This window comes from Photobacterium sp. Alg240-V54 (genome assembly GCF_900537155.1).
Taxonomy (GTDB): domain Bacteria; phylum Pseudomonadota; class Gammaproteobacteria; order Enterobacterales; family Vibrionaceae; genus Photobacterium.
Window position 1 is genome coordinate 25,791 of sequence record NZ_UNRL01000009.1, and the last position, 21,137, is coordinate 46,927.

The window sequence follows — 21,137 nt, forward strand, 5'->3', positions numbered from 1 at the left end:
CCCTGCTTACGACTTATCATAAGCAGGGGTTTGTTAGTTATGGCTAGTAACTTTGCTTTAAGTGATAAACCCGCAGGCCCTGTACCACTTCATCATAGCTAGCCGAGCCAATATATTTAATTTGGCGTTGGTGCTCAGGTACTAGGGTAAAACTTGAATCATCAAATCTTCCCTCGCCCTCAAACTCTAAATGCACAAAGAAAGCTGGCTTACTGCTACTTAGCATCACCACAATGTCATTATTGTGTTCAGCGACTTCAAAGCGTAAATCAGGGCACGCTAGCTCACAGTACTTAGGGCGTGCTGGCAACCAAGTGTTCTCAATCAATTGCTGACCACTATGCAAATGAACATGGAAAAAACCATCTTGTTCATGGCCGTCTAAATCTTCATTGAGCCACTCCCATACCACTTTGGTTGAGTCTGCTTCTAAATATTGATTAATCGGTTCACGATAAAGGATTTCCCCTTCCCAACTTTGCCACACCACTTCGCCTTTTAGCTCGGTGTTTTTACGGCCATCATTGACTAAATGTAACTTTAGCCCGTGTTGATCACGAGTAAACGTCGCCATTAGTGGAGCGAAAAAGCGGCGTGCATGATAATGCAATTGCTTCCAACGACCACTGTACTCTATTGATGACCACGAACTCACGGGCCAACAATCATTTAACTGCCAAAATAGCATGCCACGATTAAGCGGTTTTTGTGTACGCCAATATTCAGCGGCTGTTTTGACCGCTAATGCTTGTTGCACTTGCGATAAATACAACATATTGACAAACCCATTTGGAAACCGGAAATAGCGAGTAAACATCTCGGTAATGATCGAGTTACCATTGCTATTTTTCTGATGGTTTTCAAAGCTTGGGGAGCTAATATTCCAATCTTGTTCCGGCAAGCAACTTTTGATGGTTGGTAATGATGGCCAAGATTGAAAACCAAATTCAGAACAAAAACGTGGCGTCACTTGCAAATAAGCATCAAATTCTTTACCACTGTCCCACACATCCCAACAATGCATATCACCCCGTTGCGGATCATGGTGCCAAGTGTCGATAATATCTAATTCGCCATTGCACGGTGAGCTCGCCCAAAAACGTCGTGAGGGATCTTCACGCTCAACCACTTCAGCGAGAGTACGGTTAAGACGATCATAGTTAATCAAGTGTTTTTCACGGTGCTGACGCGATGCTGGATCACGATCAATCGCCCCCAACACTTCATTATCTCCACACCACAACACTAAACTTGGGTGATCTTTTAGACGCCGAACCTGAAACTCAACCTCTTGTTCAACTTCAGCAATAAAATCTGGCGTTGATGGATACAATGCATTGGCAAACATCAGATCTTGCCAAACAAGTAACCCTAATTCATCACACAGGTTATAAAAGATATCTTTTTCATACATGCCACCGCCCCACACGCGTAACATGTTCATATTGGCAGCAGCAGCATCGGTAAGTAAACTACGATAACGCTGTTCTGTCATACGCGCAGGCATGGCATCAAGTGGAATCCAATTAGCACCACGAGCAGAAATGGGCACATCATTGACCATCACCACCATGCTTTGGCCATGCTCATCATCTTCGGTGATAAGTTCTAATTTACGCAGGCCAATTTGCTTGGTAATAGCAACGCCATCAGCTTCTAAAGCTAACTTATATAATTGCTGTTTACCGTAACCCGCAGGCCACCAGTGACGAGGGTTATCAATACGAAAAATAACACAAGCTTTAGTCGATTCACGATCAAGCGTCAGGTGGAATGTTTGGCCATCAAAAGTAACATCAGCATTAGCCAGCCCTTTTTCAGACACAACTTCATAATGCAATGTAACCGCTAATTCACACTCTTGCTGGTGCCATTTCTGTTTAGTGGCTAAATGACTAATGCGAACATGCTCAATCGGCTGCAGCACAATATCACCATAAACCCCCAATACCGACAGGCAAATACTCCAATCCCAACCACTATGAAATTGCGGTTTACGCAGCGTATTCATAAATGGAATTTGGTTATTGCCCTCGGCCCAAGGTAACGGAAATGGTAATTTATCAGCTCGATTTTTAGCCGCTAAATCAGCACGATGTAATACTATTTCAATCCGGTTGGTCCCAACTTGCAGACAACTTAATACATCCACTTTATGACGCATGAACATATTATTAAAATCGGCAACAGTGTGGCCATTAATACGAATTTCAGCAACCGTATCCAGCTGTTCCAACACCAAATCCATGGCATTGCAGGTTAGCTGTTCGGCTGTTAATTCAAAGTGGCGGCTGACAATCCAGTCGCACTCACCAACCCACTGAACTTTTTTTTCATTGGTTGCCCAATAAGGATCAGGGATCTCTCCAGCTGCATATAATGCAGAGTGAACATCACCCGGCAAATTAATATGAAGGTCTTGAATTGCTGAACGTTGCACACACGCAAGCAACCACTGGCCATTAAGTGAGATTGTCATCAATCACTCCAATACTGAATTATTCAGTATGATTTAAATGTATGAGGATAATTGGAAAGATTTACACGCGTTGTGATTACAGACAGTGATCACGAGTAAATTTCTATCATGTTATTGATATCAAAATTTGATATCACCGCCAAAAAGTAGAAAAAGCCAGCAAAATGCCGGCTTTTAAGAACAGAGTGATATTATGACGATTTATTCTTCGTCTTCATTCTCTTCTTCATCATCTTCGTCAGATTCGAAGTAAGTACCCCAACCGTCATAATCGATGTTGTGCTTTTCAGCCAGTTTAATTAGCTTTTCAGCTTGCTCATCAATTAATTCTGCGTTTAGAGCGGATTCCATTACGGCATCAAAACATACAACTTTGCCGCCGCCATCTTCAGGATCAAGTTCTAGCTCTTCTGCTTCTAAAACATTAAAACCAAGTTTAAATGCTTCAACTGCAGCCGCTTCTAGCTCTTCAAAGGTGTCTGCAGAGAAATGGTGCTCAATAGTGTAAAGCGCCTCAGGCTCACTGCCATCTTCAAGTAATGCGGCAATAATTTCGCGCGTTTCTTCTTTTTGCTCTGCAATCAATTCTGCGTAAGACATGGTATCACTCCACCTATGGAATAAATTTGCTGGCAAATATCGCATGGTTTGCACTCAATTACCATATGTTACGTATATACCAGACCTAAATTGATCTTAATCAACCATTAATCAATTAAGGTTAAACCACCAAATACTCATTAATATGCATAATATTCCATACTGATTTTATTGATTACTGTACAATAGCGGCAACATAAGCTCTTATCCTCATGTCGTATAATCATCATTCGCATAGCCACCCATTTTTTTTACGCGAATATCCCTCAGCTAAAATTAATACTGTGATGCACTAATTTTGATACAAAAAAACTGTGAACAATGGTTGAGTTAGTAACTATATTCCGCTTTAGAATCATAACGCCACCACAAAAAATGAGGCTGTTTATTAGCGACTTACACACTCAGCAACACCCATTTAATAAGTTACGTTTATTGTTTGTTCCCTTATTTATTCATAAGTGATTATTACCACTCATGCAGACAAACACACCTTATGGTTATCACTAACCAATGGTGCAGGAGATAACCATGACGACACACACCGAAATTAAACCGCAAAAGAAAAGCTTTTTTGCTCAATTAAAATTCCCATCGGCTTACACCATTTTATTTACTCTAATTGCGTTTGTTGCCGCCCTGACATGGGTAGTACCTGCTGGACAATATGATCGTCAGATGAATGCCGAACTGGGTAAAGAAGTGCCCATTACAGGTACTTATAAAGCAGTAGAAAGTAACCCACAGGGGGTTATTGACGTGCTATTGGCCCCTATTGATGGATTCTATAACCATGAGTCTTATGAAGCCGCAGCGATTGATGTGTCATTGTTTATTTTAATTATTGGTGGCTTTTTAGGACTAGTAACTAAAACCGGAGCAATTGATGCCGGTATTGAACGTGTCACAGCTCGCTTACATGGCAAAGAAGAATTAATGATCCCAATTTTAATGGGACTGTTTGCCGCTGGCGGTACTATTTATGGCATGGCTGAGGAATCATTACCTTTTTATACCCTGCTTGTTCCAGTGATGATGGCTGCGCGGTTTGATCCTTTGGTTGCTGCTGCAACAGTATTATTGGGAGCTGGCATCGGCACCCTCGGCTCAACCATCAATCCTTTTGCTACTGTTATTGCGTCTAATGCTGCAGGGATCCCTTTTACTGATGGCATAATGTTACGGGTTATTATCCTCACTATCGGTTGGTTAATCTGTGTCGGTTATGTTATGCGCTACGCAAAAATGGTGCGAGAAGATCAAACTAAATCAATTGTGTATGACCAATATGAACAAAATAAAGCCCACTTCTTAAGTAATCAATCAGATCAAATGCTTGAGTTCACTACTACCCGTAAAGTTATTTTGGCTATTTTTGGTCTCTCTTTTGCGGTGATGATTTATGGCGTAGCCATCGCGGGTTGGTGGATGCCACAAATATCAGCAATGTTCCTCGGCGCCTCAATTTTGATTGGCTTGGTATCACGCATGAGCGAGGAAGATTTCTCTACCAGCTTTATTGATGGTGCGCGCGATCTACTAGGCGTGGCATTGATTATCGGTATCGCTCGCGGCATTGTGGTGATCATGGATCGCGGTATGATCACTGACACCATTTTAAACTCAGCCGAACATATCGTTACTGGGCTATCTGCGGTGGTGTTTATTAATGTGATGTATATTTTAGAGATATTACTGTCATTTTTAGTGCCATCGACCTCAGGTTTAGCGGTATTAACCATGCCAATCATGGCACCATTAGCTGATTTTTCAGGTGTAGGCCGCGATCTGGTTGTCACAGCTTATCAATCAGCGTCAGGCGTGGTTAACCTGGTTACACCGACCTCTGCAGTGGTCATGGGAGGACTGGCTATTGCCCGTGTTCCGTATGTAAGATGGTTAAAATGGGTCGCACCATTACTGGGTATTATTATTGTATTTACGATGGTGGTATTAAGTATCGGCGTAATATTAGTCTAGTTTGCTCATTTACTCTTAACATTCTCTTCATTAATAAAACCGCCTACGGGCGGTTTTTTATTATACTGATAACGATAACTCGCTTGTTATTACGCTTAATTTGCAGCAATAGTTAATTATTTACACCGTTAGCCTTACAGCCAATATATTCTCTTTTCTACTCCTCTATTTCTCTGTTTTTCTATTTCTTCATTTCTCTATTTCTCTATTTCTCTATTTCTCTATTTCTCTATTTCTCTATTTCTCTATTTCTCTATTTCTCTCAGACAACATATTTAAAATCAAAAAATAACACCAAATCATTAAATAAAATAGTAAACCCCCATCACAAAAAAAACATTATGGTATTATTTAAAGTATAAAAGTAGGGGTTATTTAATATATCTACGCATATTCATTGAATAATATTTTCAACTGTTAATACTTAATTTAAAAAATTAAGTGCATAACATTTCATATTAAAATAAAATAAACAACAAAAACAACAACTTGAAAACAAACTTACCTTTAAAAAAACAGCATAAACACATAATAAATCGGTAACTACCTTTATTTACCGATGCTATCTTTTGGTAAATAACCATCTCAAACCAGCTAAGTCATTAATAATTAAAGTGTGATAACGATCTTATATAAATAACACTAACTACGTAGAATCAATAACATCAACAACACGTAATACTTATTTAACGCTTCGTAACTTTAAACATAGCCAATCACTGACAGGCATATATAGAGAGATACTATCATGAGTAACTTTTATGTGGGTTCTGAAATAGGTCAACTACGCCGCGTACTCATTCATCGTCCAGAGCGTGCTTTAAATAATCTTACACCTTCTAATTGCCAAGATTTATTATTTGATGATGTTTTATCTGTTGAAAAAGCAGGTAAAGAACATGATGTATTTGCTAATACTTTACGCCAACAAGGTGTTGAAGTTTTATTATTACAAACCATGTTAAGCGAAACGTTAGCCATTCCAGAAGCTAAAGATTGGCTATTATCAACTCAAATATCAAATTACCGTTTTGGTGATACCTTCGCTAATGATATTCGCTGTTTCTTAGCTGATTTACCTCATGCTGAACTAGCGTCAATTTTATTAGGTGGCTTAAGTTACGCCGAATTACCACTGCAATCATCCTCTATTATGCAAAAGATGCATTCGCCTTGTGATTTTATTATCAAGCCATTGCCAAATCATCTTTTTACTCGTGATACCTCATGCTGGGTTTATGGCGGTGTGTCTATTAACCCGATGGCCAAAGAAGCACGTCAGCGTGAAACCAACCATTTGCGCGCTATTTACCGCTGGCATCCAACCTTTGCAGGCCAAGATTTCATTAAATACTTTGGCGATGACCAAAATGCTTATGACAAATCGACTATTGAAGGCGGTGATGTTTTAGTTATCGGAAAAGGCAGCGTATTAATCGGAATGTCTGAGCGCACTACGCCACAAGGTGTTGAAGCATTAGCGGCGAGCTTATTTAAACACGGTCAAGCCAAGCAAGTCATCGCAATGGAATTACCAAAACATCGCTCATGCATGCACCTCGATACCGTGATGACCCACATGCGCGAAGATACCTTCTCTGTCTATCCTGAAGTGATCCGTAAAGACGTTCAATGCTGGAGTCTCACTGGTGATGCTTATGGCAGTGTTAAAGCCAAACAAGAAAACTATTTTGTCCATGCTATTGAAAAAGCTTTAGGCGTTGATCAGCTTAATTTAATTACCACCGGTGGCGATAACTTTGAAGCTGAACGTGAGCAATGGAACGATGCTAACAACGTATTAACGGTAAGTCCTGGTGTCGTTATTGGTTATGAGCGCAACACTTACACCAATGAAAAGTACGATAAAGCTGGTATCACAGTACTTCCAATTCCTGGTGATGAACTTGGTCGTGGCCGTGGTGGTGCTCGCTGTATGAGCTGCCCAATTGAGCGTGATGGTATTTAACCCAATAACAAAGGCTGGAGCGCCTATCGACCAGCCACCAATAAATGTGGAGATACACAACTATGACTAAACAAACTGTTGTTGTTGCCCTTGGTGGTAACGCCTTATTACGCCGTGGTGAGCCTTTAGAAGCTAGCATTCAACGTCAAAACATTGCTACAGCAGCTAAAACCATCGCAGAAATTGCCCAGCAATATAATGTGGTGCTGGTGCATGGCAATGGTCCACAAGTCGGGCTACTGGCGCTGCAAGGGTTGGAATATAAAAAAGTCATGCCTTATCCATTAGACGTATTGGGATCAGAAACCCAAGGCATGATTGGTTACATCTTAATGCAAGAACTGAAAAATTTACTGCCACAACAAGATGTATCTTGCATGCTCACTCAAATGCTCGTTGATCCACAAGATCCTGCTTTTGCCGATCCAACTAAGCCTATTGGCCCTGTGTATCAAGAGGCTGAAGCGCGTGAGTTAGCAGAGAAGTTTCACTGGACAGTAAAAGCTGACGGCCAATATTTCCGTCGCGTGGTGCCAAGCCCACAACCCATTGGCATTGTTGAATGCGATGCCATCGAAACCTTAATTAAACGTGATCACTTAGTTATTTGTACTGGCGGCGGCGGTATTCCGGTTAAACGCGAAAATAACAAACTGGTCGGTGTTGAAGCTGTGATCGATAAAGACATGTCAGCCGCTTATTTGGCTAAACAGTTAAATGCTGATGCATTGCTAATTTTAACCGATGCAGACGCTGTTTATCTGGATTGGGGCCAAGCAACTCAAAAAGCCATTACCAGCACCACGCCACGCGCATTATCGCAGTACAGCTTTGATGCCGGCTCTATGGGTCCCAAGATCGAGGCTTCGTGTGAATTTATCAAACAAGGCGGAAAATTGGTCGGAATAGGTGCGTTACATGACGGTTTAGAAATTCTAAAAGGTCTCGCGGGAACAAATATTATTGCAGACAAGTAGAATAACCATTCACAAACGATAAGAAATAAGATAAACATATTATTAACATTGATCATTATCGAGTAACTCAATCATAACATAAAAGATTCAGTCGAAGAGATACTGAACCTTAAGAGGGATACATCATGGCTTTTAATCTTCGTAATCGTAACTTCCTAAAATTACTTGATTTCACTCCTCGTGAGATTCAACATTTACTTGAGCTTTCGGCTGAATTAAAAAAAGCAAAATACAATGGCTATGAGCAACCACGCCTTAAAGGTAAAAACATTGCGTTGATCTTTGAAAAAACCTCAACCCGTACTCGGTGCGCATTTGAAGTCGCAGCTTTTGACCAAGGTGCTCAAGTTTCTTATTTAGGCCCTTCAGGCTCTCAGATTGGCCATAAAGAATCAATGAAAGACACCGCTCGCGTATTAGGCCGTATGTACGATGGTATTGAGTACCGTGGCTTTGGACAAGCCATTGTTGAAGAGCTTGGCGCCTATGCTGGCGTGCCAGTGTGGAATGGTTTAACCGATGAATTCCACCCTACGCAGATTCTAGCTGATTTTCTAACCATGCAAGAACACGGCCGTGGCAAAGCATTACACCAAATGTCATTTGCTTACCTTGGTGATGCACGCAATAACATGGGTAATTCATTAATGGTTGGTGCTGCGAAAATGGGGATGGACATTCGTCTAGTCGCACCAAAAACATTTTGGCCAGATGCTGAACTTGTTGCTCAATGTCGTGAAATTGCAGCTGAAACAGGGGCTAAAATCACTATGACAGAAGATGTTCAAGAAGGTGTTCAGGGGTGTGACTTCCTTTACACTGATGTATGGGTATCAATGGGCGAAGCCAAAGAAGCATGGGCAGAGCGAATTAATTTAATGTTGCCTTACCAAGTCAATATGGCAATGTTAAAAGCAACGGGAAATCCACATGTGAAATTTATGCACTGTTTACCCGCTTTCCATGGTGAAGATACTGCTGTTGGTAAAGAATTAGCTCAAGCGTATCCAGTATTATCAAAAGGAGTGGAAGTGACCGATGAAGTGATTGAGTCATCACATTCAATTGTATTTGATGAAGCTGAAAACCGCATGCACACCATTAAAGCAGTAATGGTTGCGACACTAGGCAACTAAGCACTCAAGTTTAAATGCTTACGCTATAATTCGACTGCCGCTCACTTGAGCGGCAGTTGCATATTGTTTCAACTATGTTTTTTAACACCAACAAAAAAACATTTAATTTCAATCAAATACCTAAAAATAAGCGTTAAAAAATCACCCTTATAATTGCATAAAAATCCATCCGTTGAATAGTTAACGCAAACGCTTGCGCCATAAAAAATAGACGGTATAATCCTTGCAATTTGCCCAGCAAGAGATAAAAAATGAAACCTGCCATCACCGCAAAATTAAGCTGCTGTAATCATCCTTTGATGATGGTTGGTTATTTTATTTTTACTATTTTTCAAAAAAAAGCCTCCTTTTAGTAGGGGGCTTTTTTTTGTCTAAAATTTAGCAACACCAAAAATTCAATTTAATCACACCATCATAGGGAAAGAAGCCATGGCTAATTCGCTGTTTAAAAAGCATATTATTTCCATCCCCGAGCTTAATCGTGCTGAACTAGAGCTTATTGTTGATACTGCTGCAAGACTAAAAGCGGAGCCAAACCCAACGTTACTGCAAAATAAAGTCATTGCCAGTTGCTTCTTTGAACCTTCAACCCGTACCCGTCTTTCTTTTGAAACGGCTATCCAACGCCTAGGCGGTACTGTGGTCGGATTTGACTCGCCAGGAAACACTTCGCTTGCCAATAAAGGCGAGACATTATCGGATTCGGTACAGGTGATTACCTCTTATGTTGATGCATTTGTTATGCGTCATCCACAAGAAGGTGCTGCTCGGTTAGCCTCTGAATTTTCTAATGGTGTCCCGGTTATCAATGGTGGTGATGGCGCCAATCAACATCCAACCCAAACATTATTGGATCTGTTTACTATCTATGAAACTCAAGGTCGATTAGATGGGATTAATATTGCCTTTGTCGGTGATTTAAAATATGGCCGTACAGTGCATTCACTCACTCAAGCACTGTCAAAGTTTAATGATGTTAAATTCTTCTTCATCGCCCCAGAAGTATTGGCTATGCCTGATTATATTTGCGAAGAATTAGATGACGCTGGAATTAGCTATAGCTTACACAGCAACATGGAAGATGTGATCCCTGAACTGGATATTCTTTACATGACTCGTGTACAAAAAGAGCGTTTTGATGAGTCGGAATATGTACACATGAAAGCAGCCTATATCCTTACAGCGAGCATGCTAGACAACGCCCGTGACAATCTAAAAGTATTGCATCCGCTACCACGGGTTGATGAAATTACGGTTGATGTTGATAAGACTAAGCATGCTTATTTCTTCCAACAAGCTGAGAATGGCGTCTATGCACGTCAAGCGTTACTTGCACTTGTACTTAATGAAACCCTATAAGAGGAATGACGATCATGGTTAAAGAGACCCAACTCAAAGTTGAAGCAATTAAAAACGGCACCGTTATCGATCATATTCCTGCAAATGTTGGTATTAAAATCCTGAAATTATTTAATATTGACGGCACTAACGAACGCGTGACTATTGGTCTTAATTTACCCTCATCAGCATTAGGTGCTAAAGATCTAATCAAGATTGAAAATGTGTTTGTTAGCGAAGATCAGGCCAACCAATTAGCGCTTTACGCGCCACAGGCTACAGTCAATCAAATTGAAAATTATGCGGTGGTAAAGAAACTTAACTTATCACTACCTGAATTTATCAGCACCATTTTTAAATGCCCAAATAGCAACTGTATTTCACATGGTGAACCGGTTAATAGTGGCTTTAAGGTATTGACTAAAAAAGCTGATATTCAATTAAAATGTAAGTACTGCGAAAAAGTATTCTCACGCCAAATCGTGACTGAATCTAATAGCTAAAACAGACTATATCTTACCCAGTAATTAGTGATGACAACTAACTCAAACACGTCATTATCATTACTGGGTATTTTTTAGGAAAAAGTAATCCATAACGCAAACTCGCATCACATTACTATCATTCACTACAATAATTACCTATAACGTTTGTTATTTGGTGATAATGGTCATATCTCCGCTACATTATAATTGCTACCATCAATATGCAACTGCGCACATTAATAGCACAAACTACAGCCTCATAATAGCGACACCAATAACCTGTATTGTCCAATGTATTATTGATCCATACATTGCCAAGGAGTGACCAAGCATGGATACCCAAGCCCCAGCAATCGATCATAATTATTGTAATGATAATATGACATCAGCATGTAAACGCTTATTACAACAGCAAAGTTTTACAACACAAGATGATATTCGAGAACAGTTAATTCAATTAGGTTTTCATGATATCAGTCAATCAACGGTATCACGGCTACTATTAAGGCTTGGTGTTGCTAAGGTGCCTAATGCTGCTGGTAAAAAAATTTATTGTCTAACTGCTGAAAATGAACCCATTAAAATTAATGCTTCGATTGCATCACAAATTGAATTTGTTAGTCACAACCAGTTAGTTGTAGTGATAAAAACCCATCCAGGAGGTGCACAATTAGTAGCAAGATTAATCGATATGCAACCTCATGTGGATATATTAGGCACCATTGGCGGTAATGATACCGTTATGGTTGCGCCCAAAGACATTACACGCATTAACCAATGCCTGTTGGTTGTAAAACAACGTTTAGGACTACAGTAGCCACTGATAACGATCATTATTAGTTGAATATAGGTTTATTGCCCCCATATCAATCCATGGTTAAAGGTAATTATTACGCCTTTTAATGATCATAAATAGGATAACTCATGACAAAAATTCTTCATACAGAGCAAGCGCCTGCAGCGATCGGTCCTTATGTACAAGGTGTTGATCTTGGTAACATGGTAATGACATCAGGCCAGATTCCAGTAAACCCACTAACAGGTGAAGTTGCAGAAGATATTGCAGCTCAAACACGTCAATCATTAGATAACGTTCAAGCGGTTGTAGAAGCATCAGGCTTAGGTGTTGCTGATATCGTTAAGATGACGGTATTTGTTAAAGATCTGAATGATTTTGGTGCGGTAAATGAGGTCTATGGTGCATTCTTTGATGAACATAATGCGCCTTACCCTGCTCGTTCTTGTGTTGAGGTTGCGCGTCTACCTAAAGATGTGAAAATTGAAATTGAAGCGATTGCAGTACGCAAATAATGCTGAAATAGCGATCACGAGACTGAAATCAGTGATCGCTGTTTGCTGCAACAACTAACGATATGTTTGCTCTGCAAGGTCTAATACTTGTGCAAACCATGCCGTAAATAACTGCGGTGCCTGCTGTAATTGCAATGCTAATTCAGCCATAGACCACCAACGATATGCCATCACTTCTGCCGAGTTAGGCGTAAACACCAACCCCTTACCATCAGCAATAAGCACATGATCTAATTCATGTTCGATCAACTGATGATCTAAATTAGCGAAATAACAGAAATTACCGATATCTGTTAAGCTGGTTGTTAAAGTAATGCCCATTTCTTCTTGTAAGCGACGCACACCTGCTTGACTCATCGTTTCCCCCTGACGAGGATGAGAGCAACAAGTATTGGTCCACAAACCACCACTATGGTATTTCTCTAATGCGCGTTGGTGTAATAAATATTCACGCCCAGAAGCCGTATCACGGTAAAGTAATACAGAAAAGGCCAAATGCAGTGAACCATCACGGTGAGCTTGCATTTTTTCTTGTAAGCCAAGTTCATGGCCTTGCTCATCTACTAATACTACATATTCTTCAGTCATGATCATCTTCTACTTCTATCACTAAATACTGTTTATCGTTATTCACTAACTATAAAACAAAACAAGGACATGCTCAGAAAACATGTCCTTGTTAATAATACTTATACCATCTGTTTTGGTTATACTTATTAAGCGTTAAATAGCTAAAATTAATGTTTATTGCGCTCCGCAACTTCTTGATCTAGTTGTTCTAGTTTAGCGGCCATTATGTCACGGCTTTGGGTCAATAATTTACGTACATCTTCTTTTTCTAAACCCACGGTGCTGATTGGTTTCATTAGCTCAACAATCACCACACCGTTGTTCCAGCGGTTAAGTCTTACTTTATCGGTTGAGCTACACACAATCGGCACAACTGGTACTTGGGCGCCAATTGCAGCATGAAATGCACCTGTTTTAAACGGTAATAAGCCACGACCACGTGAGCGAGTACCTTCAGGAAACATCCATACAGACACTTTGTTTTTTTTGATTTTCTCAACCACTTGACCAATAGTGCCGACCGCTTTACTGCGATTTGCACGATCAATCAGAATATTACCTGTGATCCAGTATAGCTGCCCAAATAATGGGATCCAGACTAAGCTTTTTTTACCGACCGTCACGGTACGTTGCATAATTGCACCAGAAACAGTAAATAAATCATAAGTATTTTGATGATTAGCAATATAAACAGCAGAGCCTACTTGCTCAGCACCGTCAGCGTAACGAATTTCAAGCTTAATCCCTAACACCCGTGACATCTTGCTAAACAGGCGTCCAAAAGTATAAACATGTTTAGGGTTACGTGGGCTTAATAAACAATAACCACAGCCAAAGACAAAGGTTACGATGGCAAAAATTGCGATCGCAATCAGGCGTAAAATATAAATCATTCAAACATTCCTCAGCGAACAAGTGTGCGCTAGTATACCCACAGTAAGGAAAATAACACCTGTTATGTGGGTTAACACCTTAACCAACAACACCACAACTCACGCAAATAAATCATTTAAAACCCCCAATAAATGAGGGTTCTGTTGTCTATATAACGAGTATTAATTCTCGATAATTTGCTCATCACTGAGTGTTTGTGGTGAGTCAACATCAATCTCAGTCACACGCTGTAATCCACGTGGTAACATCGATCCGCGGCGTCCTCGCTCACCACGGAAGTTTTCAAGATCCGTTGGTTTTAAGCTTAACTTACGTTTACCAGCATACAAGGTAACATGGCTATCGGCAGTAAGAACAACCAAATAAGATAAGAATTCTTCGCGAGCTTTTGAGCGTGCTGATGGAATATTGATGATCTTATTGCCCTTTCCTTTACCTAATTGCGGTAAGTCTTTTATCGGGAATAACAACATTCGACCTTCATTAGTGATCGCCATAATTTGATCATTATTAAGATCAGCAACTGGTTGAGGCGGTAAAACCAAGGCATTTTCAGGTACTGTTAATAAGGCTTTACCGCTCTTATTTTTAGATACCATATCACTGCTCTTACAGATAAAGCCATAACCCGCATCCGATGCCATAAGCCATAACTGATCATCTTCAGCCATCATAACTTGGCGCATATTCGTGCCAGGGGTTAAGTTTAAACGACCAGTGATCGGTTCGCCTTGGCTACGTGCCGATGGCAAACTATGTGATTCAAGCGCATAGCTGCGACCATCAGAGCCTAAGAATATGGCTGGTTGATTGCTCTTACCGCGAGCATGAGCAAGATAATTATCACCTGACTTATAATTTAAGGTCACAGGATCAACCTCGTGCCCTTTAGCATGACGGATCCAGCCTTTGTCTGACAGCACCACTGTGATTGCTTCACTTGGTAGTAAGTCACGTTCCGTCATCGCTTTAGCTTCTGCTCGCTCAACCAATGGTGAACGACGATCATCGCCGTACTTTTCAGCATCTGCGATAATTTCTTTTTTGATCAAGGTATTTAAACGACGCTCAGAACCTAGCAGCTTTTCAAGTTGATCGCGCTCTTTGGCTAATTCCTCTAATTCACCACGGATCTTAATTTCTTCAAGCTTGGCTAACTGGCGCAGTTTTATTTCTAAAATCGCATCGGCTTGAGTCACGGTTAAATCAAAACGTGACATTAACTCAGCTTTTGGATCATCTTCACTACGAATGATCTCAATCACTTCATCAATATTAAGGTAAGCTGCCAATAAACCTTCTAAAATATGTAATCGAGCGATCACTTTATCAAGACGGTATTGCAAACGGCGACGTACGGTACTACGACGATACTCAAGCCATTCTTTAATGATTGTCACCAAGCCTTTTACTTGTGGACGACCATCTAACCCAAGCATGTTAATGTTAGCGCGAAAACTTTTTTCTAAATCAGTTGATGCAAATAAATGATTCATCAGCTGATCGCAATCAATACGATTAGTGCGTGGCACAATCACAATTCGAGTCGGATTTTCATGATCAGATTCATCACGTAAATCTTCCACCATTGGCAGCTTTTTAGCCCGCATTTGCGCGGCAATTTGCTCTAATAATTTAGCACCCGATGTCTGATGTGGCAGCGCGGTAATAACAATATCACCATTCTCTTTATGCCATATCGCGCGCATTTTTACGCTACCACGGCCAGTGGCATACATCTTCTTTAAATCTGATTTTGAAGTGATGATCTCAGCTTCGGTTGGGTAATCAGGACCTTGAACAAATTCCATCAATTGATCAAGATCAGCGCTTGGGTTCTCGATCATGTGCACTGCAGCATTGGCGACTTCACGCACATTATGCGGTGGAATATCCGTTGCCATACCAACAGCGATACCGGTAATACCATTCAATAAAATATGCGGCAGCCGTGCAGGTAACATTTTAGGCTCAAGCATAGTACCGTCAAAGTTTGGTACCCAATCAGCTGTACCTTGATTTATCTCTGAGAGTAATACTTCGGAAAAACGTGATAAACGTGATTCGGTATAACGCATTGCTGCAAAAGATTTCGGATCATCTGGCGCCCCCCAGTTACCTTGACCGTCGACTAATGGATAACGGTAGGAGAAAGGTTGTGCCATCAGCACCATCGCTTCATAACACGCTGAGTCACCGTGTGGATGGAATTTACCTAATACGTCACCAACTGTACGTGCCGATTTTTTATATTTTGCTGTTGCGTTCAAACCTAATTCAGACATCGCATAAATAATACGACGTTGTACTGGTTTTAAGCCATCACCAATAAAAGGCAAGGCACGATCCATGATCACATACATGGAGTAATTTAAATAAGCGTCTTCAGTAAACTTTCTAAGTGGAAGCTGTTCAACGCCATCCATAGAGACATCAGTCATCGTGAGATAATCCGTCTTAAATAATGCGATTCGGCAAACATAATGTTTGCCGATTTAAAAAATAATATACGTGGAGAGGAATTACACTTCCGCCATATCGCCTTTACTTTGCAACCAATGACGACGATCTTCTGCGCGTTTTTTGCCGAGCAGCATATCCATCATCTCATTGGTTTCACTATCGTCATCAATAGTCAGTTGCACCAAACGACGAGTATTAGGATCCATGGTAGTTTCACGTAATTGCAATGGGTTCATTTCACCCAGTCCTTTAAAGCGCTGCACGTTAACCTTGCCTCGCTTACCGCTTAGACGTTCAAGGATGGCATTTTTTTCCGCTTCATCAAGCGCATAAAACACCTCTTTACCTAGATCGATACGATAAAGTGGCGGCATTGCAATGAACACATGCCCAGCACGGACTAAAGCTTCAAAGTGCTTCATAAATAAAGCACACAATAAGGTCGCAATGTGCAAACCATCCGAGTCCGCATCGGCAAGGACACAGATTTTACCGTAACGTAGGCCACTTAAATCGCCGCTGTCTGGATCAATACCCAATGCAATAGAAATATTATGTACTTCTTCTGATGCCAACACTTGATCAGAGGAAACTTCCCAAGTATTCAATATCTTACCGCGTAAGGGCATGATAGCTTGGAACATTCGATCACGGGCTTGTTTGGCTGAGCCACCTGCCGAGTCACCTTCGACCAAAAACAATTCAGTGCGGTTTAAGTCTTGTTGTGAACAATCAGCTAATTTACCTGGCAAAGCAGGACCTGAAGCAATTTTCTTACGCACCACTTTCTTACTAGCGCGCATACGACGATGGGCATTAGCAATACAAACTTCGGCCAATAACTCCGCTAGTTGTGGGCGCTCATTAAGCCATAGACTAAAGGCATCTTTTACTACACCTGCAACAAATGCCGCACATTGACGTGACGATAAACGCTCTTTCGTTTGACCGGCAAATTGTGGATCCTGCATTTTTACCGATAACACGTAAGCACAGCGATCCCAAATATCATCAGCTGTTAGTTTTACGCCTCGTGGTAATAAATTACGGAATTCACAGAACTCACGCATCGCATCAAGTAAACCTTGGCGTAAACCGTTAACGTGAGTACCACCTTGGGCGGTTGGAATCAGGTTAACGTAACTTTCAGTGATCAGCTCACCGCCTTCTGGCAACCATAGCAGCGCCCAATCGGCAGCTTCAGTGGCACCACTAAAGACACCAGTAAATGGCTCTTCTGGTAATAATGTATAGCCTTTAACACCTTCGGCTAAATAATCTTTCAAACCATCTTCGTAGCACCAACGTATTGTTTCATTAGTGATTTTATTGGTAAAGATGATTTCTAAGCCTGGACACAATACTGCCTTGGCTTTTAAATTACTTTTCAGGCGCGTAACAGAAAACTTAGCGCTATCAAAGTATTTAGGGTTTGGCCAAAAATGCACTTTGGTGCCTTTTGCACGACGACCACAAGTACCAATGACTTCTAATTCAGAGACTTTATCGCCATTTTCAAATGCAATTTGATACACTTGACCATCACGTTTAACCGTGACTTCAACCCGATTAGAGAGGGCGTTTACAACCGAAATACCTACCCCATGTAAACCACCTGAAAATTGATAGTTTTTACCCGAGAATTTACCTCCGGCATGTAATTTACATAGAATAAGCTCAACCCCAGAAACACCTTCTTCTGGATGAATATCGACCGGCATACCACGGCCATCATCAATCACTTCTAATGACTGGTCGGCATGAAGAATGACTTCGACTTTACGAGCATGTCCAGCCAAGGCTTCATCGACACTGTTATCGATAACTTCTTGACCTAGGTGGTTAGGTCTTACCGTATCGGTATACATACCCGGACGGCGGCGTACTGGCTCAAGGCCATTTAGAACCTCAATGGCTCCGGCGTTATAGCTTTGATCTGTCATATCAAGGAAATTTACGAGAAAATTTTGCAAACAATAGTCAGTAACCCTCGCGGTGTTGTCAAGCGAGAGTCAGCGGAAAACTCACATTCAGTGAGTCGGGTCTCTTTTCAGTATCACTAAAAAGGGACATAAACTGGGTATCGATTTTATGCTAATGCACATAACTTGATTTATAGGGTAGCCTATCTCGTTACTCAATGAACAGATAAGTCCGGTTATAACCCTAAGAATTGAAGAATGGTGGCGGGAAAACGTTCAAATTGGCAAAAACTATGATCACCATCAGCTTCAATTGTTAGCCGACAGTGTGCATATTTTGATGCTGCTTGACGATAATCAAGCACCTCATCACCTTGTTGCAATAGTACCCATAGTTGTTGAGGATAACTAATGTTTATCACTTCAAGCGCTTTTAGCTCATCAATGTGTTGCGATGCCAACACATACTTTTCACCGCTATACGGGTTTTGTTGTGGCCCGAGGTAATTCGCAAGTAATTGATAAGGCTTAACCGCAGGATTGACTAATACCGCAGGCAACTGATAACGCTCACTGAGCCATGCGCTTAAATATCCCCCTAACGAACTACCAACGACGCCAATCGTATAGCGATCATTGTATTGCTCAACCAATTGGGCTAAATATTGACTGGCTTGCGCCGGATAGCTCGGTAATTGAGGGGCTACAAACTTGATATCAGGTCGATGTTCACGACAATAAGCCATCATTTGCTGCGCTTTCAATGATGATGGTGAACTATTGAAACCGTGTAAATAAATCAATAACGATGGCATCAGTAACCTTCAGCATCAAGTTTTGGTTTAAATTGATCGCCATCAACACGATGCACACTGGTTATGATTTTTCCATCACGGGTTAGTTCTAAATAACGCCAACCAGGATTATTGTCATCTAAGGCAAAGTCATCTGAATCAGGCATAAACTGAATACAGGTTGATGGTGTCGCCAGCACACGCACACCATGGTAAATGCGATCTAAATTTTGATGAATATGACCACATAACACAGCTTTAACTTGTGGGTACTTATCAATCACATTCCAAAATTGATGATTATTATGGAGTTGATGCTGATCTAACCACGCACTTCCCGCCTCTAACGGATGATGGTGCAATAAGATTAATGCATACCGATCAGGGTAACGTGCTAAAGCGGTCTCTAATAGTGCTAACTGAGCGGCGCTAACTTCACCATGCGGCACGCCTTGTACTTGGCTATCCAATAAAATCATTTGCCAATGCTCACCAACTAATACCTGCTGATGTGGCTTAATTTGCTCACTTGGTAAAATAGATTGCATTGTTGGCTGAAAATCATGATTACCGGGTAACCAAAAACACGGTTGTGACCAGCGTGAAATACCATCAGCAAAACGCTGATAGGAATACGGGGTATGATCTTGAGATATATCACCGGTAGCGACAATGGCATCAAAATGACGCGCAGCAGTGTCTACCCCATTAAGCACGGCATGAAAACTGTCTTTGGTTGCCACACCAAGCAAAGAGCCGGAGCCATTGGCAAACAAGTGAGTGTCGGTGATCTGCAAAAGAACCACACTATCGGGGTTACTCTGTGGCAGCGAATAGGTTTGCAAAACGTCAAAAACCTTGTCTATTCTGAGCAATTAAGTTCAATTAACAAACGGATTGTTTACTAAGCCCATGGCGTAAACAATGCTTCAACCAGTCACCTAAGAAAAGGTTGACTTGATGTTTCTCATTTTTTTGATGCATACGCAAGTTAGGATAATCATATATTGGCTTGAGACGTGAAATCTGCTGTGCAGCACACACTTCTGCGACCTTGGCATCATGATATAACCGTACCGTTAATAATGGCGCTAGATAGTCAACGATCTTATCCATATCAACCAAAGCTAATGTTACCACAGTGGTATAACGGGTTGATTCAATAATTGTTAGCTGGTATGCATCATCACACACGAGATATACTTGCGTATCTCCGACCTCATCACTGCGAGGCAATAACGGTAGGAGTTTAGCATAATTAGTTTCATACAAGCGCATTAGGCTTGTCAAATCAACAGTATACCTTTTATTCAAATCATTCCCCTATAGATTATACAATAATTTATTTTATGCCTGTTGCAAACGTTGATAATGTAACTGCAACCATTGTAATGCGATGATTGTGGCTGCATTTTCAATTTTACCAGATTCTAGCCATTGATAAGCCTGATTTCGTGACACAACATGAACACGAATATCTTCAGATTCACTGGCGACACCATGGATCCCTTGTGCTAAGCGACTATCAACATCACTAACAAAAATATCAAGCACCTCTGAACAACCACCTGAACTGGATAAATAACGGGATATTTTTTCAGTTTTTCCCAATACTAATCCTGATTCTTCTGTCGCCTCTCGATGCACAACTTGCTCTGGTGACTCCTCCTCATGATCGAGCATACCTGCAATAATTTCTAACTGCCACGGCTGGCAGTCTGCAGCCATTGCACCAACTCGAAACTGTTCAATTAATACCACTTGATCACGTTTTGAATCATAAGGTAACACTGCTGCCGCATGACCGCGTTCAAACAATTCACGTTCAAACTCACCACTCCAACCACCTGCAAAAAGCTTATGTCGTAAGCGGTATTTTACCATTTTAAAAAAACCGTCATACACTGTTTGAGTTGATAACACTTCAATATCTTGACGATTAAATTGTGGTTCTAAAGATGAACACACTACTGCTTTCTTCATATGCTAGTTCCTTTTTAACGTAATATGGCTCTTAAAAATTAATCTATTTCAATCGAGATAGTCTTAAAATCACGTTATAATCTTTAAATTTATACTAACAGTGTAATATTCCACTTTTCGCGTTTAAACAATCAAATATCATGGATCTTTTTGACACGCTGTTTATTAAATCGATTACAATGAGCTTATAGTTGAATGTTAAAATATAATCATTAAGTAAAACTACGTAATGATCA

At 40.8% G+C, this 21,137-nt stretch carries 18 protein-coding genes; 8 read left to right on the top strand and 10 right to left on the bottom strand.

Annotation, left to right across the window (positions count from 1 at the left end; genetic code table 11):
* Positions 1-43: 43 nt before the first annotated feature.
* Entirely contained in the window at positions 44-2,479 is a 2,436-nt protein-coding gene (locus tag G6R09_RS16775) for a glycoside hydrolase family 2 protein (RefSeq protein ID WP_065166835.1), read from the bottom strand.
* 201 nt (positions 2,480-2,680) lie between these two features.
* Positions 2,681-3,079 carry a ribonuclease E inhibitor RraB gene (rraB, locus tag G6R09_RS16780; RefSeq protein ID WP_060998551.1) on the bottom strand — a complete coding sequence of 133 codons (399 nt, stop codon included), beginning with the start codon at positions 3,077-3,079 and terminating at the stop codon, positions 2,681-2,683.
* A gap of 531 nt (positions 3,080-3,610) precedes the next feature.
* On the opposite strand from rraB, the gene G6R09_RS16785 reads away from it, so the two are divergent.
* From G6R09_RS16785 to G6R09_RS16820, 8 genes are all read left to right on the top strand, one after another.
* A complete protein-coding gene (locus tag G6R09_RS16785; protein ID WP_065176387.1) occupies positions 3,611-5,059 on the top strand; it encodes a YfcC family protein in 1,449 nt (482 codons plus the stop codon).
* A gap of 748 nt (positions 5,060-5,807) precedes the next feature.
* The gene (arcA, locus tag G6R09_RS16790; RefSeq protein ID WP_065166836.1) at positions 5,808-7,028 is read left to right on the top strand and encodes an arginine deiminase; all 1,221 of its coding nucleotides are present in this window, start codon (positions 5,808-5,810) and stop codon (positions 7,026-7,028) included.
* A 62-nt stretch (positions 7,029-7,090) separates the two neighbouring features.
* Positions 7,091-8,005: a carbamate kinase gene (gene arcC, locus G6R09_RS16795; RefSeq protein WP_065166837.1), complete on the top strand. Its 915-nt coding sequence runs from the start codon at positions 7,091-7,093 to the stop codon at positions 8,003-8,005.
* Between the two features lie 125 nt (positions 8,006-8,130).
* Positions 8,131-9,141: an ornithine carbamoyltransferase gene (locus G6R09_RS16800; RefSeq protein ID WP_065166838.1), complete on the top strand. Its 1,011-nt coding sequence runs from the start codon at positions 8,131-8,133 to the stop codon at positions 9,139-9,141.
* Between the two features lie 429 nt (positions 9,142-9,570).
* Entirely contained in the window at positions 9,571-10,500 is a 930-nt protein-coding gene (gene pyrB / locus G6R09_RS16805) for an aspartate carbamoyltransferase (protein ID WP_065166839.1), read from the top strand.
* A 14-nt stretch (positions 10,501-10,514) separates the two neighbouring features.
* Complete coding sequence (gene pyrI / locus G6R09_RS16810) at positions 10,515-10,982, top strand: aspartate carbamoyltransferase regulatory subunit (protein ID WP_065166840.1); 468 nt, start codon at positions 10,515-10,517, stop codon at positions 10,980-10,982.
* Between the two features lie 313 nt (positions 10,983-11,295).
* Positions 11,296-11,781 carry an arginine repressor gene (locus G6R09_RS16815; protein ID WP_087845987.1) on the top strand — a complete coding sequence of 162 codons (486 nt, stop codon included), beginning with the start codon at positions 11,296-11,298 and terminating at the stop codon, positions 11,779-11,781.
* A 107-nt stretch (positions 11,782-11,888) separates the two neighbouring features.
* On the top strand, positions 11,889-12,275 hold the full coding sequence (locus tag G6R09_RS16820; protein WP_065166842.1) for a RidA family protein: 387 nt from the start codon (positions 11,889-11,891) through the stop codon (positions 12,273-12,275).
* 54 nt (positions 12,276-12,329) lie between these two features.
* On the opposite strand, the gene idi is transcribed toward G6R09_RS16820, so the two are convergent.
* The 8 genes from idi to nudF form a co-directional block, all read right to left on the bottom strand.
* Positions 12,330-12,863, bottom strand: coding sequence for an isopentenyl-diphosphate Delta-isomerase (idi, locus tag G6R09_RS16825; protein WP_163923632.1), 534 nt, complete (start codon positions 12,861-12,863; stop codon positions 12,330-12,332).
* Positions 12,864-13,012: 149 nt separating this feature from the next.
* Positions 13,013-13,738, bottom strand: coding sequence for a 1-acylglycerol-3-phosphate O-acyltransferase (locus tag G6R09_RS16830; protein WP_065166843.1), 726 nt, complete (start codon positions 13,736-13,738; stop codon positions 13,013-13,015).
* Between the two features lie 162 nt (positions 13,739-13,900).
* Entirely contained in the window at positions 13,901-16,180 is a 2,280-nt protein-coding gene (gene parC / locus G6R09_RS16835; RefSeq protein WP_163923634.1) for a DNA topoisomerase IV subunit A, read from the bottom strand.
* Between the two features lie 81 nt (positions 16,181-16,261).
* The gene (gene parE / locus G6R09_RS16840; RefSeq protein ID WP_065166845.1) at positions 16,262-18,145 is read right to left on the bottom strand and encodes a DNA topoisomerase IV subunit B; all 1,884 of its coding nucleotides are present in this window, start codon (positions 18,143-18,145) and stop codon (positions 16,262-16,264) included.
* 215 nt (positions 18,146-18,360) lie between these two features.
* On the bottom strand, positions 18,361-18,939 hold the full coding sequence (gene yqiA / locus G6R09_RS16845) for an esterase YqiA (protein WP_065166846.1): 579 nt from the start codon (positions 18,937-18,939) through the stop codon (positions 18,361-18,363).
* On the bottom strand, positions 18,939-19,763 hold the full coding sequence (cpdA, locus tag G6R09_RS16850) for a 3',5'-cyclic-AMP phosphodiesterase (protein ID WP_065166847.1): 825 nt from the start codon (positions 19,761-19,763) through the stop codon (positions 18,939-18,941). The genes yqiA and cpdA overlap by 1 nt, the downstream gene beginning before the upstream one ends.
* Positions 19,764-19,803: 40 nt before the next feature.
* Positions 19,804-20,232 carry a DUF1249 family protein gene (locus tag G6R09_RS16855; RefSeq protein ID WP_082955644.1) on the bottom strand — a complete coding sequence of 143 codons (429 nt, stop codon included), beginning with the start codon at positions 20,230-20,232 and terminating at the stop codon, positions 19,804-19,806.
* Between the two features lie 33 nt (positions 20,233-20,265).
* Positions 20,266-20,901: an ADP-ribose diphosphatase gene (gene nudF, locus G6R09_RS16860; RefSeq protein WP_163923635.1), complete on the bottom strand. Its 636-nt coding sequence runs from the start codon at positions 20,899-20,901 to the stop codon at positions 20,266-20,268.
* Positions 20,902-21,137 lie beyond the last annotated feature (236 nt).

Bases quoted from the DNA above. Each gene is read 5' to 3' on its own strand.
- rraB (WP_060998551.1), bottom strand. From the start codon at position 3,079: ATGTCTTACGCAGAATTGATTGCAGAGCAAAAAGAAGAAACGCGCGAA.
- G6R09_RS16830 (WP_065166843.1), bottom strand. From the start codon at position 13,738: ATGATTTATATTTTACGCCTGATTGCGATCGCAATTTTTGCCATCGTA.
- G6R09_RS16815 (WP_087845987.1), top strand. From the start codon at position 11,296: ATGGATACCCAAGCCCCAGCAATCGATCATAATTATTGTAATGATAAT.
- G6R09_RS16785 (WP_065176387.1), top strand. From the start codon at position 3,611: ATGACGACACACACCGAAATTAAACCGCAAAAGAAAAGCTTTTTTGCT.
- parE (WP_065166845.1), bottom strand. From the start codon at position 18,145: ATGACAGATCAAAGCTATAACGCCGGAGCCATTGAGGTTCTAAATGGC.
- pyrB (WP_065166839.1), top strand. From the start codon at position 9,571: ATGGCTAATTCGCTGTTTAAAAAGCATATTATTTCCATCCCCGAGCTT.
- G6R09_RS16800 (WP_065166838.1), top strand. From the start codon at position 8,131: ATGGCTTTTAATCTTCGTAATCGTAACTTCCTAAAATTACTTGATTTC.
- arcC (WP_065166837.1), top strand. From the start codon at position 7,091: ATGACTAAACAAACTGTTGTTGTTGCCCTTGGTGGTAACGCCTTATTA.
- nudF (WP_163923635.1), bottom strand. From the start codon at position 20,901: ATGAAGAAAGCAGTAGTGTGTTCATCTTTAGAACCACAATTTAATCGT.
- pyrI (WP_065166840.1), top strand. From the start codon at position 10,515: ATGGTTAAAGAGACCCAACTCAAAGTTGAAGCAATTAAAAACGGCACC.
- parC (WP_163923634.1), bottom strand. From the start codon at position 16,180: ATGACTGATGTCTCTATGGATGGCGTTGAACAGCTTCCACTTAGAAAG.
- arcA (WP_065166836.1), top strand. From the start codon at position 5,808: ATGAGTAACTTTTATGTGGGTTCTGAAATAGGTCAACTACGCCGCGTA.
- yqiA (WP_065166846.1), bottom strand. From the start codon at position 18,939: ATGCCATCGTTATTGATTTATTTACACGGTTTCAATAGTTCACCATCA.
- G6R09_RS16775 (WP_065166835.1), bottom strand. From the start codon at position 2,479: ATGACAATCTCACTTAATGGCCAGTGGTTGCTTGCGTGTGTGCAACGT.
- G6R09_RS16820 (WP_065166842.1), top strand. From the start codon at position 11,889: ATGACAAAAATTCTTCATACAGAGCAAGCGCCTGCAGCGATCGGTCCT.
- idi (WP_163923632.1), bottom strand. From the start codon at position 12,863: ATGACTGAAGAATATGTAGTATTAGTAGATGAGCAAGGCCATGAACTT.